This is a genomic window from Nocardia vinacea NBRC 16497 (assembly GCF_000308835.1).
Classification (GTDB): Bacteria; Actinomycetota; Actinomycetes; order Mycobacteriales; family Mycobacteriaceae; genus Nocardia; species Nocardia vinacea.
Genome location: NZ_BAGN01000428.1, coordinates 74,640 through 92,195 on the forward strand (window position 1 = coordinate 74,640; position 17,556 = coordinate 92,195).

General features: G+C 64.9%; 15 protein-coding genes. 4 read left to right on the forward strand and 11 right to left on the reverse strand.

All coding sequences use genetic code 11. The features are described 5' to 3' along the window. Positions 1–349: 349 nt before the first annotated feature. The gene (locus ON44_RS45595) at positions 350–772 is read left to right on the forward strand and encodes an SbtR family transcriptional regulator (RefSeq protein WP_218007789.1); all 423 of its coding nucleotides are present in this window, start codon (positions 350–352) and stop codon (positions 770–772) included. Positions 773–1,486: 714 nt separating this feature from the next. On the opposite strand, the gene ON44_RS45600 is transcribed toward ON44_RS45595, so the two are convergent. The 3 genes from ON44_RS45600 to ON44_RS45610 form a co-directional block, all read right to left on the reverse strand. After that, a complete protein-coding gene (locus tag ON44_RS45600; RefSeq protein WP_051183424.1) occupies positions 1,487–2,158 on the reverse strand; it encodes a TetR/AcrR family transcriptional regulator in 672 nt (223 codons plus the stop codon). Positions 2,159–2,383: 225 nt separating this feature from the next. Continuing rightward, positions 2,384–3,919 (reverse strand): aldehyde dehydrogenase family protein, encoded by a 1,536-nt coding sequence (locus tag ON44_RS45605; RefSeq protein ID WP_040701682.1) that lies wholly within the window; start codon positions 3,917–3,919, stop codon positions 2,384–2,386. 27 nt (positions 3,920–3,946) lie between these two features. Next, entirely contained in the window at positions 3,947–5,173 is a 1,227-nt protein-coding gene (locus ON44_RS45610; protein WP_040701683.1) for a cytochrome P450, read from the reverse strand. A 544-nt stretch (positions 5,174–5,717) separates the two neighbouring features. Between ON44_RS45610 and ON44_RS45615 the strand changes: the two genes are divergently transcribed. From ON44_RS45615 to ON44_RS45625, 3 genes are read left to right on the forward strand one after another with little or no spacing between them, the layout of a single operon-like run. Beyond that, on the forward strand, positions 5,718–7,376 hold the full coding sequence (locus ON44_RS45615; protein WP_040701684.1) for an FAD-dependent oxidoreductase: 1,659 nt from the start codon (positions 5,718–5,720) through the stop codon (positions 7,374–7,376). Between the two features lie 43 nt (positions 7,377–7,419). Further along, positions 7,420–8,490: an NAD(P)H-dependent amine dehydrogenase family protein gene (locus ON44_RS45620; protein WP_040701685.1), complete on the forward strand. Its 1,071-nt coding sequence runs from the start codon at positions 7,420–7,422 to the stop codon at positions 8,488–8,490. Then, positions 8,487–9,272, forward strand: coding sequence for an enoyl-CoA hydratase/isomerase family protein (locus tag ON44_RS45625; protein ID WP_040701686.1), 786 nt, complete (start codon positions 8,487–8,489; stop codon positions 9,270–9,272). The genes ON44_RS45620 and ON44_RS45625 overlap by 4 nt, the downstream gene beginning before the upstream one ends. A 28-nt stretch (positions 9,273–9,300) precedes the next feature. Here the strand turns inward: ON44_RS45625 and ON44_RS45630 are convergent, their stop codons facing one another. From ON44_RS45630 to ON44_RS45665, 8 genes are all read right to left on the reverse strand, one after another. Then, entirely contained in the window at positions 9,301–10,944 is a 1,644-nt protein-coding gene (locus ON44_RS45630) for a GMC family oxidoreductase (RefSeq protein WP_040701687.1), read from the reverse strand. 61 nt (positions 10,945–11,005) lie between these two features. Further along, on the reverse strand, positions 11,006–11,884 hold the full coding sequence (locus ON44_RS45635) for an SDR family NAD(P)-dependent oxidoreductase (protein WP_051183425.1): 879 nt from the start codon (positions 11,882–11,884) through the stop codon (positions 11,006–11,008). A gap of 64 nt (positions 11,885–11,948) precedes the next feature. Beyond that, a complete protein-coding gene (locus ON44_RS45640) occupies positions 11,949–12,803 on the reverse strand; it encodes an LLM class F420-dependent oxidoreductase (protein WP_040701719.1) in 855 nt (284 codons plus the stop codon). A gap of 31 nt (positions 12,804–12,834) precedes the next feature. Then, positions 12,835–14,304: an FAD-dependent oxidoreductase gene (locus ON44_RS45645; RefSeq protein WP_040701689.1), complete on the reverse strand. Its 1,470-nt coding sequence runs from the start codon at positions 14,302–14,304 to the stop codon at positions 12,835–12,837. Positions 14,305–14,357: 53 nt separating this feature from the next. After that, the gene (locus ON44_RS45650; RefSeq protein ID WP_040701690.1) at positions 14,358–14,744 is read right to left on the reverse strand and encodes a carboxymuconolactone decarboxylase family protein; all 387 of its coding nucleotides are present in this window, start codon (positions 14,742–14,744) and stop codon (positions 14,358–14,360) included. Beyond that, positions 14,741–15,628, reverse strand: a complete 888-nt coding sequence (locus ON44_RS45655; RefSeq protein WP_040701691.1) for an NAD(P)-dependent oxidoreductase — start codon at positions 15,626–15,628, stop codon at positions 14,741–14,743. The genes ON44_RS45650 and ON44_RS45655 overlap by 4 nt, the downstream gene beginning before the upstream one ends. After that, complete coding sequence (locus ON44_RS45660) at positions 15,625–16,374, reverse strand: SDR family oxidoreductase (protein WP_040701692.1); 750 nt, start codon at positions 16,372–16,374, stop codon at positions 15,625–15,627. Before ON44_RS45660 ends, ON44_RS45655 begins: the two co-directional genes overlap by 4 nt. A gap of 35 nt (positions 16,375–16,409) precedes the next feature. Further along, positions 16,410–17,556: aldehyde dehydrogenase family protein (locus tag ON44_RS45665; protein WP_218007790.1), on the reverse strand; the 1,147-nt coding region annotated here is incomplete at its 5' end.

The window sequence follows — 17,556 nt, forward strand, 5'->3', positions numbered from 1 at the left end:
ATCCGCGTGCTGCGCACCGCTGCCGACAAGGGTGGCCACGAGCGGTCCCCGGCAGTAGCCGACGCTATTGTGGAGCTAATCGGACTGATGTCCGGTTCTCGGACGGTGCCGTGCGAGGTTGTGGCTCCAAACCTGGTTGGAGCGAAATGAAGTCCGGGAACGACGGACCGCAACGCTCGGATGCACAGCGCAATCGCGAGCGAATCCTGGCGGTGGCGCTGGCCGAGTTGTCGCGCGACGCGGATGCCCCGCTGAGTTCGATCGCCAAAAAGGCAGGGTCGGGCAAGGCAGGTTCTACCGCAACTTCCCCAACCGTGAAGCGCTCGTTCTGGAGATTTACCGCCATGAGGTGCAACCACTCACCGATGCTGCGACAGAATTGCTCGATAACCGGGTGCCCGACCAGGCCCTGCGTGAATGGATGGAGCGGCTCGCCCGCTTCGCCGTCACCAAGGTCGGTTTGTCGGATGCCATGCGTCGGTTCATCGGCACGACCGACGCCCCAGCACAGCCGGGATACGCACGAGTAGTCGAGACGATCGAGACTCTGCTCGCGGCCAATCACGAGGCAGGCACCATCCGTCCCGGGGTGACCGCCGACGACTTCATCCTCTCCATCGCCGGCCTCTGGCAGATCGATACCCGCGGAGACTGGCAAGCCAAGACCGCTCGGCTCCTGGACCTCGTCATGGACGGTCTGCGCGCCGGAGCGCCCAGACAGGGAAATCAACGCGCTGAGATCGATACCGACGCCGCGGATCTCAGCAGCTGATTTCGATATTCCCTGGGTGGCGATCCATAGGCCTTGCGTCGCAATGAAGACGCTCGGGTCAGCCAATTACACTCGGGCTGCGTGCCGATGATCTCGGCGTACGCATCCGCAGCGGGTGCGCTGCCGTGTCGGCGACCGCCTCGAGTTCAGGCTCATGGACCAAACACCGGCGGTAATCTCCAATGCCGTAGCCCCTTTCGGTGGCGTCAACCAATCCGGCTTGGGCCGCGATGGGATCGAGCATACGTCCACCCAGTCGCCAGAGCACTCGCCCATCACCATCTCGACGGCTGGAATCCCACCCGCATCGCCACCGAACTGAACAAGAGCCGCTCCACCATCAGCCGGACACTCAGCGATGCCGCGACCTTCCGGTCCCACGAAACGACCCGCGAAGATCGCTGTCACGAGCGGGACAATCCGGAGCAGCCACGACAATTTCTCCCACCAGACGAACTCGCAGTGACCGCGAAATCCTCCCCCGCAAAGTGATCAGCTCCGTTTACCCCCCGCTGGTGCGGGCCACCTGCTCCCCCGGGCCCCACAGTCAATCGTGCAGACACCACCCGAACAGAACAGACGCATCGATCGGGCACCCCGCGCGAGCGTCTTGCCCGGCAACAAATGACATGACGATATTCCCGCCCCGACAATTTCGATGTGTACCCAATCCGCCTTGCCCGGACTGGTCGCACTCGTGGCGGGCCGACGATGTCAAGAGTTCGCCGTGATTACGTGTCCTCCTTGGCTCGCAGGCTCATCTACGGCGGCCGGGGCCACCTGCGAAGCAACGCCGATACTCGGCGCTATCCATCGACGTAGAAACCGACGCAATTCGGCACCGGCTCGACTACCAGACATCGGGTCGACGGCGAATGACAGCAGGATCCGCAGCAGGTATTCGATCATTTCGGTCAGCGAATCCCCGGTGTATCCGGATGCGGCCCAGTCGACGTCGGAGCGGTCGAGCACCGTGCGGCATGCCTCGAAGGCGGCCTCGCCCATCGCGACCCGGGAGAACGTTGCCGGCCGGCCCGTCGACAGCAAAAGACCGAGGTATCGGTCGTGCGGGACGCGTTCAACTGTGTAGGCGATAGCCTCGACAGCCAGATCCGCAGGATCGGTGATCCCTGCGAGATGAGCAAGCAGCCGATCGAGATACCCATCGGCCGCGGCGTACCCCACCGCTGCGAACAGGTCCTCGGTGCTGGAGAAGTGGCGATAGACCGTCTGCCGGATCACCCCGAGCTCGGCCGCCACATCGGACAGAGTCGCCTTGCGCGCACCGTGTCTGTCGATACACCGCATCGCTGCGTCGATAATGCGTTCCCTGGCCTCGGCGTCATCGCGTGGAGGCGATCCGTTCCATGCCGGTCGTCGACTCATATCACCAGTGTGCGGGACCGAGGTGGCAGCAGTCGGGACCCTGTGCCTGGTACCCTGACTCTCCGAACCGATCGGGAACGCCATATGTGCATCTCTTCGCGATTCCCACCCATGGGCGGTCCCGCGGTCATTCATGTCACTGGAATCGAACCCCACTGCCCTCCTCAGCCTTTCGGCCGCACATTCGCCTCATTGCTGGATCGCACTGCTCCGCACGGCGCGTCATCAGGACGTGAGCCACCGTCCCAGCTTGGTACCGAAGCCGTACTTGACCACCGCCTCCAGGCTTTGGATCGTCTTCTGCGAGTAGGGATACCAGACGCTGCCGCGCTCGGTCTGCCAGCGATCGAGCAGTATCGGCTGGGGCTGGGTGTATCCGCGCAGTGCGTCTGTTCCGTTGACATGGCCGACGCCACTGTCTTTGCGCCCGCCGAACGGCGCTTCGGGTACCCCGTAGATCACTGCCGCGTCATTGTGGACAACTGATCCTGTGGTGAGCCGCGCAGCGATTCGACGCGCCTTGTCGCTGTCTTTGGTGAACACCGAACCGCTCAGACCGTAATGGCTGTCGTTAGCGAGGCGGATCGCCTCGTCTTCGTCGCGAACGCGGGTGATCGCCACTACCGGACCGAAGGTTTCCTCGGTCATGAGTTGCATAGCGTGGGTCGCGCCGACGACGACAGTGGGCTGGAAGTACAGACCGTTCCCGGCTACGGGCGCACCGCCGACAGCGATATCGGCGCCCTTGGCCTTGGCGTCGTCGATATGCCGGGTGACGACGTCGAGCTGGCGATCCCAGAACAAGGGCCCCATATCGGCGTCGCCGGCACCGTAGGTGACGGCGGCGGCGCGTTGGGTTACCCGCCGAATGAATTCGTCAGCGACGCTGTCGACGACGTAGACCCGCTCGATGCTCATGCACACCTGGCCGGTATTGAACATCGACAGATAGACAGCGCCAGCCGCGGCGCGTTCGAGGTCTGCGTCCGCGCAGACGATCATGGCGTCCTTGCCGCCCAATTCCAGGGTGCAGGGCACCAGCCGGGGCGCGCATGAGGCCGCGATCTTGCGCCCGGTGCCGACACTTCCGGTGAAACACACCTTGTCGATGTCGGCGTCGACCAGCGCTGCGCCGGTTTCGCCGTCACCGTGCAGCACTTGGACCACATCGTCGGGCACGCCCGCTTTGTGCAAGATACGCGCTACCCATTCGCCCGATCGCGGCGTCACCTCCGAAGGCTTGAGGATGACGGTGTTGCCCGCCAGCAGTGCCTGCACGACCGGGTTGAGCGACAGCACGAACGGTGCGTTCCACGGCGTGATCACCCCGACGACACCCAGCGGTTGGTGATGGATGTAGAGCTTTTTCAGTGGGCGAAGTGAGCCGTGCAATCGTTGCCGATGCGGCCGCAGAACCCGGTGGGCGTATCGACTCCAGTAATTGAGGAAGTCGCAGGCGGGAACAATCTCCACCATCAGCGCCTCGATCCGCGGCTTGCCGGTCTCGGCACAGACAGTGCCGATGATCTCCTCGCGGCAATCGACGAGTATCTGCACCGCTGAACGCACGATCCTCGCGCGCTCACGCACACTCAGCGCGGCCCAATCAGGCTGTGCAACACGGGCTTTCGCCACGACACGTTCGACGTCCTCGGTAGTACCGACTTCGATCTCGTCAATCGGCTGTCGATCTATCGGGCTGTCCAGCGCGAGGCGACGGTGACCGTCGACGGAGTCAGGGAGTGGGCGGACGATAGCCATGAGGCTCTCCTCGGTTCGGGTTCGCGCTCACTGGTAGCGGACATCCCAGTGTTTGATGCCGTTGATGAAGCTCGATCGCAGGCGCTGCGGCTCGGTGACCTGCTGCAGGTTCGGCATCACGTCGGCAATTGCGTTGAACACGAGATCCAGCTGCAAACGAGCAAGGTTGGCGCCGACGCAGTAGTGGGCACCCGTGCCGCCGAATCCGAGGTGCGGATTGGGGTCGCGCAGAATGTCGAAGGTGAAGGGATCGTCGAAGGCTTCCTCGTCGAAATTGGCAGAGCTGTAGAACATTGCCACCCGCTGGCCGCGTTGGATCGATTGCCCCGCGAGTTCCACGTCCTCGGTGGCGGTACGCTGGAATGCGGTGACCGGGGTGGCCCAGCGGACGATTTCGTCCGGTGCTGTGCGTGGTCGCTGCTGCTGGTAGAGCTCCCATTGCTCGGGATGGTCGACGAATGCCTTCATGCCATGAGTTGTGGCGTTGCGGGTCGTCTCGTTACCTGCCACGGTCAGCAGGATCACGAAGAATCCGAACTCTTCCGATGTCAGCGACTCGCCGTCGACATCGGCGGTGACCAGTTGGGAAACGATATCGTCCATCGGACACTCCCGGCGGGCCTCGGCCATCTGCCATGCGTAACCGAGGACCTCCGCGGTAGCGGCGACCGGGTCGCCGTACTCCGGATCATCGAAATTGAGCATCTGGTTCGACCAATCGAACAGCTTGCCCCGATCTGCCTGAGGCACTCCGAGTAGTTCGGCGATCGCCTGCAACGGCAGCTCGCAGGCGACCTGCTCCACGAAGTCTCCGCCGCCGGTTTTCTTGGCCGCGTGCACGATCGCCTCGGCCCGTTCGGTCAGCGCTATGCGCAGGCTCTCGACGGCACGCGGGGTGAAACCCTTCGAGATGATCCGGCGGACCCGGCTGTGCTTGGGGGGGTCCATGTTGATCAGCATGGTCTTGGTCATCTCGAACGCCTCGGGTTCCACGTCGCCGGGGAAGCGGATAATCGCGCCATTGGCGTTGGAGGAGAACAGATCCGGCTTCCGGGAAATCTCGCGGATGTCTTCATGCCGGCTGACGACCCAGAAACCGCCGTCGCGGTAGGGGGCGCTCATCTCGTCGCTCTGCGCGTTCCACCACACCGGTGCGGTGCGCCGCAACAGGGCGAATTCCTGGACCGGCGTTCTGTCGGCCCACAGGTCGGGATCAGCGAAATCCAGACCTGCGGGTAGTAATTGCTGTGCCACGATGCACCTCCTGATCTACGGCGATATCGGCACGGCCTTCGCACATGACGCGCTCAGCGGGCAGATGACTGCCCGCCGGATGACCGTGCCGCCGCCAGGGCCGCCGCGAAGATCGAACGAGTTTCTGTTCACTGTCTGTAGCCCTGACTGTCGAGACATAATCATACACATCAGTTCACTGTGTATGACTAGACAATCTTGTCGGATACCGGGCAGATCATCCAGCACCGGCCCCGGAACCACACGAGCCGGCGGCGGACTCGGGCGCGATAGCCGCATTCACGCCTTCGCGGCCGCTGTCGATCCGCACTTCGAACCGGCTGAACTGCCAGAACTCCAACGTCGAGCGCACGACGACACCGGGGTGCCTGTTGTCACTGCAATGCCGCCATAGTACTGTCCATACATATGTCCAGCTCTGTGTCCGGGCAGAGCTCCAAACACATGAACGCCGACGCACCCGTACGAATGCGCTGTCCAGGCCGGGCAACCCGGCTACTGAGGCGCGTCACAGTGGTGAAGGCGTCGGATCTATCGGAGAGCCATGGCTTACGTCATCACACAACGGTGCTGCAACGACGCCAGCTGCGTCACCGAATGTCCTGTCGACTGCATTCGCCCGCGTCCGGAAGACCCTGAATTCGCTACCGCGGAAATGCTGCACATCGATCCCGGCACCTGCATCGATTGCGGTGCGTGCGTGGAAGCGTGCCCGGTGGATGCGATCTACGCCGACGACGACCTTCCGACTCGGCTTGCGCGGTATGCCGAGATAAATGCCGCGTATTTCGCGCAGAATCCGCTGGACACAACCGTCTCCTCCGCCGACCCGCCACAGCGGCTGCCCCGGGATCTCGAAACGCTTCGGGTGGCGATCGTCGGCACCGGACCTGCCGCGTGCTACGCCGCGGAGAATCTGCTCAGCCGCGGCAACGTCGAGATCGAGATGTTCGATCGACTTCCGGCACCGTGGGGGCTTGCCCGCTACGGTGTGGCGCCCGACCACTTCGAGACCCGACGGGTCACCGACATGTTCGCCGCGGCCTTCAAACGCGATGCGGTGCGATTCCACCTGAATGTCGAAGTAGGCAGGGACATCTCGCACGCCGAGCTGTTGGCACACTGCCACGCGGTGATCTATGCGGTCGGAGCGTCCAGCGACCGCCAGCTGGGCGTGCCGGGCGAGGATCTGCCCGGGTGCTGGTCGGCCACCGAATTCGTCGCCTGGTACAACGGGCACCCCGACTCCGCCGACTACGAATTCGACTTCTCGGGAGAACGAGCGGTCATCGTCGGCAACGGCAACGTCGCTTTGGATGCGGCGCGGATTCTCACCACCGATCCCGACCAGCTCGCGGCCACCGACATCGCCGTTCATGCCATCGAGGCGCTGCGCCGCAGCAACATTCGCGAGGTCGTTCTCCTCGGCCGACGCCCACTGGCGAACGCCTCGTTTTCGGGACCGGAATTTCTGGCCTTGAGCGACCTGCCCGATACCGCGATCGTCATCGATCCCACCGATATCGACGACGGCGTCCGTGCGGCGCTCGATGATCCGACCACCGATTCCGCGCTGCGTCTCAAACTCGACCTGGCCACCGACTACGCCAAGCGTGATCGAAGTGCGGACAAGCGCATCGTCTTCCGATTCCTCACCTCGCCCGCGGCATTATCCGGCCCTGACCGGGTCAGGAGCATCGACTGCGTGCGCAACGAAATGCACCCGACCCCGGACGGTCTGGTCGCGAGGCCGACGGCGGAAGTCGAAACCATCGAGACCTCACTGGTTTTGCGCGCCATCGGCTACCGCGGGAAGCCCATCCCTGATGTCCCGTTCGACGAGGCCGCCGGCGTCGTCCCCAATGATCACGGACGCGTAGTCGATGCTGGTACGCCGACCCCGGGCACCTATGTGGCCGGGTGGATAAAACGCGGCCCGCGTGGCGTCATCGGCAGCAACCGCGGTGACGCCGAGCAGACGGTGAGCGCCCTGGTCGACGACTTCATGTCCGGACAACTGAGCGCGCCAGGGCAGGACCGAGAAGCGTTGGCGGCGTTGATTGATCAGCGTTGCCCCGACATCGTCGACCGCGACGGGTGGACCGCGATCGACCGCGCCGAGAAAGCCGCCGGCGCCGCGGCCGGACGGCCGCGGATGAAGTTCACCCGGGTAGCCGAGATGGTCGCGGCTGCGCGCAGCTGACCCGCCCCTCGGCGACAGCCGTGGGTTCACACGAGGAGAAAACATGCCCATCCGTGTCGTGCACATCGGCACCGGCAATGTCGGCCGACTCGCGCTGGCCGGCCTGCTCACCAACCCGCAGTTCGAACTGGTGGGAGTGTGCGTATCGGCAAAGGAGAAAATCGGCAAGGATGCCGGTGAGCTCGCAGGCCTGAACATCACCACCGGCATCGAGGCCACCGATAGCCTCGAAACCGTTCTCGCCCTTCAGCCCGAATGCGCGGTCTATTGCGCCATGGGCGACACCCGGCTGGTAGAAGCACTGGAGGACTGCCGCAGCATCCTCGCCGCTGGTGTCAACATCGTCGGTTCCGCTCCCGGACTGCTGCAATACCCCTGGCAGGTGCTGCCCGACAAGTACTTCGCCCCCATCGAAGAGGCCGCGCTCGCGGGCAAGACCAGTGTGTTCATCACCGGAATCGATCCCGGTTTCGCCAACGACCTGATCCCCCTCGCCTTCGCCGGCACCTGCCAGCACATCGAACAGGTGCGCTGCTCGGAAATCGCCGACTACGCAACCTACGACGGCGCGACGGTCATGTTCGACGTTATGGGATTCGGCAAACCCCTCGACGAGGTCCCCATGCTCCTGCAGCCGGGCGTGCTGGGTATGGCCTGGGGTACGACGATCCGACAACTCGCAGCAGGTTTGGGAATCACTGTCGACGAAATCACCGATTCCTACGAACGCGAACCGGCGCCGAAGAGCTTCGACATCGCAGCCGGACATATCCCCGAGGGATCGGTCGCCGCGATACGTTTCGAGATCCGCGGCCTGGTGAAAGGACGACCCGTCATCGTCGTCGAGCACACCACCCGGCTGCGGGGAGACCTGCGGCCCGACTGGCCGCAGCCGGCGCAGCCCGGCGGGTCCTACCGAGTCGAGATCGTCGGCGAACCCTCCTACACCGTCGACATCTGCCCCACCAGCCGCCACGGCGACCACAATCACGCCGCGATCGTGGCAGCGGCCGGCCGGATCGTCAACGCAATCCCCGCCGTCGTTGCCGCCCCCGCCGGCATCCGCACCGCTCTCGACCTGCCGCTGATCACAGGAAGCGTTGTGTCCCAATGACTCTGCAGACCCGCACAAGCCGACGCGTGCGCTGGCTGACCCTCGACCGGCCCGACTCGCTCAACGCCTTCAACGAAGCGCTCTACGACGCGCTCACCGAAGCACTCCACGATGCTGCCGACGACCCCTCCGTCGCCGTCGTCGTGCTCACCGGCAACGGCCGTGCATTCAGCGCGGGAACCGATCTCAACGAAATGGCCGAACGCGTCGCCAACCCGGACTTCGTCGCGGGAAAACACGGATTCCTCGGTCTCATCGACGCTTTGACCGCCTTCCCCAAACCGCTCATCTGCGCGGTCAACGGGCTCGGACTCGGTATCGGTGCCACAATTCTCGGCTTCGCCGACCTGTCGTTCATCGCCTCCACCGCCTGTCTCAAGTGCCCGTTCACCAGCCTGGGAGTCGCCCCCGAAGCCGGATCGTCCTACTTGTTCCCGCAATTGCTCGGACGTCAGAACGCGGCATGGATACTGCTGTCCTCGCAATGGATAACCGCCACACAAGCACACCACATGGGGCTGGCGTGGCAGGTCTGCGAACCCGACGACCTCCTCGAAACCACCCGAAATCACGCCGAAATCCTTGCCGCGCAACCCATATCGAGCCTCATCGCAGTCAAACGCTGCATGACCGCACCCTTGCGCCAAGAGATCGCCGCCGCACGCGAACGCGAAAACAACAGCTTTGTCGAACTAATGGGCGGGCCCGCCAACAATGAGGCACTCGCAGCATTCGCCGAAGGCAGAGAACCCGACTTCACGACACTACCCAGCGGCTGGTAGAGCCCGCCGCGCATCGCGGCGCTGGACCCTAAGGAGCGGTGATGAATTCAGCGCACTTCTCGCCGATCATGTACGACGGCGCGTTGGTATTTCCGCCCGTGATGCTGGGCATGATCGAGGCATCGGCGACACGTAGCCCCTCGATCCCACGCACCCGCAATTGCGGGTCCACCACCGCGCGCTCGTCAACCCCCATCCGGCACGTGCCGACCGGGTGATAGACCGAGTGCACCCGGTTGGGCAACTCCCGCCGCAATGCCGTCTCGTCTTGGTAGGCCGGGCCGGGCGTGAACTCCTCGATGAGATCATCGGCAATCGCCTTGTGTGCCATCGCCTCTCGAATCATCCGCAATCCCTCGATAAGGAACTCCGTATCGGCAGGGTCTGTCAGATAGCCCGGATCGATGAGCGGGGAATCGAGCGGATCGGCCGACGCCAACCTCAATTCGCCCCGGCTCTTCGGGTATATCAGGGTGGGAAAGATCGTCAGCGACGCTCGCCGGTCCACCGTGTGAAGTTTGTCCTCGTCCTGATTCGGCACCGGATACGCCCACGGCAGCGTGTGTATTTGCAGGTCCGGGATGTCCTGAGCGAAGGAGGTTTTCACGAATCCGACCATCTCGAACATGGTGCGGCCGAACCAGGAACTGCCCGGGTGGTAGAACTCACGCAGGATCGCCGGCGCGAAATGAGTCAGGGTGCTGCGGTGCACGGCCTTCTTGGACACGAACGTCATCGGCACGAACAGGTGATCGTGCAGATTCTGCCCGACCGGCAGGTCCGCGTGCACCTCGATGCCGAGCTCACGCAGATGCCTCTCCGGGCCGATACCCGACAGCATCAGAATCTGCGGTGAACCGATGACGCCGCCGGACACGACAACTTCCTTGCCGGCCCGAATCTGGTAACGGCCCTTGTTGTCAATCACCTCGACGCCGGTTGCCCGGCCGTTGGCGATGACGATCCGGGCCACATGGGCGCCGGTCACGACCGTCAGATTCGGGTTCGGCCGGTCGGTGATATAGCCGCGGGCGGAGCTGTAGCGCAGGCCGTGGCGCACACTCTGCTGGAAAGTGCTGATGCCTTCCTGCGATTCGCCGTTGTAGTCCGCGATCTCAGAGACTCCGAAGGTAGCGGTGGCCGCTTCTACGAATTGTCGAGCGATCGGAGTCAGATTCTGCTGCCGCGTCACCTCGATGGGACCATCGGCGCCGCGAAGCTCGCTGGCCCCTTCTTCCCAATTCTCCAGACGCTTATACGCAGACAGCACCTCCGCATAGCTCCAGCCTGCGCAGCCCTCGGCGGCCCAGGAGTCGAAGTTGGCCTTATTGCCCCGCACGAACAGCATTCCGTTGACCGAGCTGGATCCACCGAGGACCTTGCCACGGGTCATCGGGATCTTCCTGCCGTTCGCGTATTTCTGCAGGGTCGAATACTGCTTCCAGGTCACCCGCTTTTTCAACTGCGGAACCGTATGAACCATCGCAACGGATCCCGGCATGCTGACCAACCGCGTGTTGTCCCTGCGCCCAGCCTCCAGCAGGATCACACTGGCGCCACCCTCAGCCAGCCGGCCGGCAACGATCGCCCCCGCGCTACCGGCGCCCACAACGACATAGTCAGCATCGGTCGCAGCCCCACGCCGGGACCGCTTGAACGACGATTCGCTCATAATTGATTACCTCGTCCTCGAAGTGCCTTCTCGATGCACGTAGCCGATACCTCGTACCGCATCAACGCCGGCCGATCATGTGGTTCAGATCCTCCACCGACCACGGCTGCTCGTGCGCATGGTCGCGGTAACCCAGCGGCGTCGTCACCGGGCGTTCGAACCTGCCGACGAATCCGCCTGCGGCAATGAAGATCTCACCGGTCACGGCACGAGCGACATCGCAGGCCAGATAGAGGTAGAGCGCAGCGGCGTATTCCGGTGGCGGTGCGTCCAGCGATCCGCGCATGCTCAACTCATCGAGCAGACCCCGCCGATGCAACTGACGAATATGCGCTTCGTAATCGGGGCCGGAGGACAGCTGAGTCTTCGCCCCTGGGCAGATGGCATTCACTCGAACACCGGAGTCCTTCAGTTCCGCGGCCATCGCCATGGTCAGGCTCGCGACCGCGCCCTTGCCGGCGGGATAGCCGGTACCCCCGTAATCACCGAGGTAGGCGAACGATCCGGTATTGATGATCGAACCGGCACCCCGCGCCGCCATCAGTGGCACCGCCGCGCGGCAGGTGTTGAAGACCGTCGTCAGGTGCGAATCGAGAAGCTCGCGCCACTCCGCGGTGGTCACGGTCAGTATGGAAGATCCGAACGATTCGGCGATTCCCGCGCAGTTCACCAGGATATCGATTCCACCGTAGGCTGACTCGCAGGTCGAGACCAGCCGTTCGGCGACGACCTCGTCCGCTGCGGAACCCGCTATGCCCAGCACCCTTCCACCGCTGCGGGCAATGGTTTCGGTCGCTCGGCCCACCGCCGTTTCACTGCGCGAATTGACCACGACGCCCGCGCCGTGGGCAGCCAGTTCACTCGCGACGGCCAGGCCGATGCCGCTGCCGCTGCCCACGACAACGGCCCCACGGCCGGCAAGTAGCTGGTCTTCGGACATCTCCGCTCCTCACTGCCGCGTGTTCCACACAGGCGACATGGACTTGTCAGTACGTCACAGGCGGCTATGGCAGATCCAAGGCGGTCAGCTTCGCGCTCAGGCGATCGAGATAGTGCAGGACTTCTTCGGTGGATCGATCCGGGAGCCCGTAGAGCACATCGGTGACCCCCTCGGCGGACCAGCGCGCGAGCTTGTCCGGATCCGGTTTGAAGTCCAGCGCGACGACCCGGGGGCGTCCCGATCGGCCGGCATCGGCCCAGATCTTGTGCAACAGTTCGAGTCTGGCGGAGATGTCGGTCTCGGTCGGGGTGGTGATCCAGCCATCACCGCTGCGTGCGATCCACTGGAAGGTCTTCTCGGTGCCGGCGGCCCCGATGAGCACCGGGATGTGGGATTGCAGCGGCTTGGGCCAGGCCCAGCTGGCACCGAAGCTCACGTACTGGCCGTCGTAGCTCGCTTCCTCCCGGGTCCACAGCTCCCGCATGGCCTCGACGTACTCGCGCAATACGGTGCGCCGCTTGTTCGGCGGTACCCCATGATCGGTGAGTTCGTCCGTGTTCCAGCCGAATCCGGCCCCGAGGGTGACGCGGCCGCCGGAAAGGTGATCGAGCGTCGCGATGGTTTTGGCCAGCGTGATCGGGTCGTGCTCAACCGGCAGGGCTACGGCGGTGGACAGTTCGATCCGTTCGGTCACCGCTGCCGCCATGGCCAGCGACACCCAGGGGTCCAGGGTGCGGGTGTAGCGGTCGTCGGGCAAGGAGGCATCGCCGGTCGAGGGATGTGCGGCTTCGCGTTTGACCGGGATGTGGGTGTGTTCCGGTACGAACAGCGACCGGAAGCCGCGCTCTTCGGCGGCCTTGGCAGCGTCCGCGGGTGTGATGCCGCGGTCGCTGGTGAACATTACTATTCCGAATCGCATACGGGCGCTACCTCTTTCGTGTTCATTTTGGTCATCGGCGAGCGGCCGCCCGGCCGGCGCGACGCCCATAGAAGCTGCCGTCACCCAGTGAGGCGCCGCTGGCGTAGCCGCCGGTGCAGATGCCCGCCGTACAGCGGCCCGCCGCGTAGAGGCCCGGAATCGGTTCACCCGATTCGTCCAGGACCCGCGCGTCGAGATCGGTCTGCAGTCCACCGAGCGGGAATCCCGCGGTGAACCCGCGCATGTCGAACGCTGCCACCGGGGACCCGATCGGCTTCAGCCATTCCGGCTTCTTGCCCAGCAGCGGATCGGTGCCCTTGGCGGCGTGTTCGTTGTAGTACGAGACCGTTTCCTGCAGAGCGTTTTCGGAAAGCCCAATCTCGGCTTCTAGTTCGGCGACCGATTCCGCGACCCAGGTTGGCTGCTGCCGGAAGAACGGCGTCGAGGTCACCGTTTTCAGCGCCGCTTCATGCCCCTCGTCGTCGATGATCAGAAAGGCCTGATTGTCCTGCTCGATCAGGGTGGCCTGCCCGATCCGGCCCGGATAGGTGTCCTCGGCGATATAGCGCTGTCCGCGGCCGTTGACGACGATGCCGCGGGCGAGCATCTGCGGATCGCCGAAGAAGGCGACCTCGGTGGCGTCCATGGCCTGCACCTGCCCGCCCACCACCTGTGCCACCCGGATGCCGATGCCGTCGTGCTCCTCGATCGCGGCGGCCGGGCGTCCGATCAGGCGCGGGGCATACGCGGCGACCATCTCCTCGTTGTAGGCGAAACTTCCCGTGGCAAGCACGACACCGCGGTCCGCGGCGACCGTGAGGTCTTGACCGTAGCGGCGGGCGACCACGCCGACCACCCGCCGGTCGTCGTCGACGATCAGCCGCTGGATTCGGGTGTCGTATTCCACTCGGACGCCGAGCTTTTCAGCGGTCTCGACCAGCGGCTTCATCAGCATGTAGCCGCCGCCCTTCTCCCCGGTACGCTTGTTCTGCATCTGCGGAACGTGACCGCGGGGCGCGGGCGTCGCGACCGTGTTGAACGGTGCGGCGTTCTCTCCGCCGGAGTACATGAGGCCCTCGTCGTGAGGTGGTTCCCAGCCGGGCTCGCCCCAGAACTCCTCCTTGAACCTGACCCCGCAGTCGACGAGCCAGTGGTAGTGATCGACACTGCCCCGGCAGTAGTCGGCGATCTTGGCCGGATCGGCGTTGGGACCGACGGCGGCCAGCAGGAATCGCTCCATGTTCTCCGCGCTGTCGTCGAATCCGAGCGCCCGCTGCAGCGGCGTGCCGCCTCCCAGGTACACGAAGCCACCGGCAAGGGCCGCGGCCCCGCCCCAGCCTCCGGTGCGTTCCAGAATCAGGACGTCGGCGCCGCATCGAGCGGCTTCGATCGCCGCGCAGACTCCGGCGATGCCGTAACCGGCGATGACGACATCCGCGCGGGCGCTCCACTCGGAGACATCCGATACCCGTTGTGGCTGTGGGTCATTCGCGTCAAACATGGTCGGCTGCGCCCCTCTCGCTTCGGGTTCAATATGATTCACGCCCGGCTCACTCACGATTGCTTGCGGCGTTCCTGCGCCAGCACCGCACCGACCGCGTTGTCGAGCTTGGTGCCCGGCGCCCATCCGATGTAGTGACACAGGAACAGCGCGACCTCACGCAATTGCTCCTCGGCGAGTTCACCATTGCGTAGCGCCGCGCCGAGCTGGATCTCGGCGACGTCGAACAGTCCTTGCGCACTGAGCGCTCCGAGCAGTAGCAGCCGCCGGTCCCGCACCGTCAGCGCGGGACGAGACCAGATTTCGGCGAACAGATGATCCGCGGTGACACCGAATAGGTCGCCGGGGCCGTCAGCGAAGTCCCAGCCGTACACTTCACCCATCTTGGCCAGTCCACGCTGCCGGATACTATTGTCGTCGTTGGCATTTTCACTAGTCATGATGCCTCCTTGTCGAGCAGCGTCACTCCGACGCCGAGCCCCTCGGCAAGTCGCCCCAGGGCGAGTTGCGCCAGCGGCAGTGGTACCGCGAGCCGGTCGCCCAGTTCGAGCGCGAGGGACAGGTCCTTCTCGCCGAGGTTGCGTACGTGGCCGAGAATGGGAAACCAGAAGTCGTTCGGGTCGATGGGCGCAGTGGTGTCGCGCAGCATGATCGCGCCCGGTCCTCCGGTCACGGCATCGGAGTGCCGTACTACCTCGCCGAGTTCGGAGATGTTGAGCCCGGCCGCCTCCGCCAGTCGCTGTGCCTCGGTGGCCGCGGTGAACGCGACGAAGTGAAGAAGATTGCGCGCCAGCTTCATTCGTGTCCCCGCACCAACCGCACCGGCGTGCACGATCAGATCCGAGAAACAGCCGAACGGCGCTCGGACGCGCTCCACCGCGGCATCACTGCCGCCGACCATGACGGCCAGGCCGCCGTGGGTGGCGGCCGTCGCGCCGCCACTGACGGGAGCGTCGACGAATTCGACGGCGCGGTCGGCGCAGACGGCGGCGAGGTTCTCCGCGGTCCGGTCGCTTATCGTCGAATGTACGGCTATGACGGTGCCCGCCGCGGCGGTGTTCAGAATGCCGGCTGGGCCCGTGACGACGTCGATGACCTGTGCGTCGTCGATGACGGTCACGCAGATCACCCGCGCCTTCGTCGCCAGCGCGGCCGGGTCGGCGGCTGAGCGAGCACCGGCCTCGGTGAACGGCAGGTTCGCCTCGGGCCGGACGTCGCAGACGGTGAGTCCGCCGGGCCATTCCAACAGCCGCTTGGCCATCGGCGCGCCCATATTGCCCAGCCCGATGAATCCCACGGGGAGGCTGGAGGATTCGGTCGTCATCGGATGATCTGCCCGCCGTCGACATTGAGGATCTGACCGGTGACCCAGCCCGCGTCGTCGGAGAGCAGGTACAGGCAGGCGCCCACTAGATCCTCTGGCGTACCCATGCGCTTGATCGGAATGCGAGACACCATGTCCTTCACGATGTTCCCGGGGGTGACGGTTTGGGTGGCCTCGGTGTCGATCGGCCCGGGCGCGATGGCATTGACGCGAATCTTCGAACCACCCAGCTCGGTGGCGAGCTGCTGGGTGAGGCCGTTGATGCCGACCTTGGCCAGACCGTAGAAGCCCGAGTACAGCCAGGCGGCCGTAGAGGACTGGTTGACGATTGACCCGCCGCCCGCGGCGACCATGGGCTGCCACACCGCGCGCGTCACATTGAGCGCGCCGTCGAGATTCACGCCCATGAACTTCTTGTAGTAGTCCCAGGGCACGGTGAGCAGCAGGTCGAGCTTCATGTCGCCGTAGATGGCGGCATTGTTGACCAGATGATTGACGGCCCCGAACTGGGCGACAGTGAATTCCGCGAGCGCGGTGGCGGATTCGGGATCGGAGACGTCGACGCGCTGGAAGGCCGCGGTGCCGCCGTCGGCGGTGATCTGCTTTGCGACCTCCTCGCCGCGCTCGGCGTTGAGGTCGGCGACGACGACGTTCGCGCCTTCCGCGGCAAGCGCTTTGGCGTACGCCGCGCCGATGCCCTGTGCCGCGCCGGTGACGATCGCGGTGCGACCGGTGAAACGTGCCATGTGTGTTCAGCTCCTCGTGCTGGATGTCGGTGAGTTCAGGCAGGGGTGGCGATCAATTTGGTTTCGAGGTATTCCTCGAAGCCCGCGACGCCCATCTCCCGGCCGATGCCGGATTGCTTGTAGCCGCCGAACGGCGCGTCCGCGTGGTACCAGAGCCCGCCGTTCACACTCAGCGTCCCGGTGCGCACGCCAGAGACCACCCGGTCGACGCGTTCGGGATCGGCGCCCCACACCGAACCGGAAAGACCGTAGGGCGATTCGTTGGCCAGCCGGATCGCATCGGCGTCACCGTCGTACGGAATCACGACGAGCACCGGACCGAAGATTTCCTCCTGGGCGACGGTGGCGGTGTTGCCGAGCCCGGCGATGAGCGTCGGCTCGACGAAGAAGCCCCGGTCTTTGCCTGACGGCCGACCGCCCCCGACCACGATGCGCCCGCCCTCGGCGCGGGCGATGTCGAGATAGCGCTCCACCCGATCGCGCTGGCGTGCGGAAATCAAAGGCCCACACACGGTCCCGGGCTTGGTCGGATCGTCGGCCCGGATGCCGGACAGCGCTTTGGCCGCCGCGGCGACCGCCTCGTCGTAGGCCGCGCGCGGCACCAGCATGCGAGTGGTCAACGCGCAGCCTTGTCCGGCGTGCAGGGCGACCGAGAACGCGGTATAGCTCGCGGCGCCCGCGATGTCGGCGTCGTCGAGGACGATGGCGGCAGATTTGCCGCCGAGCTCGAGGAACGTGCGCTTGAGGGAGGCCGACGCACCCGCCATCACCGATCGCCCCGTTTGGGTCGATCCGGTGAAGGTGATCATGTCGACCCGCGGATCCTCGACCAGCCGCGCCCCCAGGGTGTGGTCATCGGAGGTGACGATATTGAGCACGCCCGCCGGGATGTCGGTGTGCTCGGCAATGAGCGGGCCGAGTGCCGCCGCACATACCAATGTCGGTGCGACGACACCGCTCAGCTCGTCCCGGATGTCCACTTCGAGGTTCACCTCGATCTGCCGCAGCGTTCCGGGTTCGGGTTTCGTGGCGCGCAATTGCGCCAGACCCGCATGGCCGAGTCCACTCAGGAATGCCGGGCTGAACGCCAGCAGCGGGCCGAATGCGGAGGCCATTTCGGGACCGGCCTCCAATGAGGCCGCCCAGCCGTGCAGGGTGAGCAGTTGCCGGGGATCCTCCGTC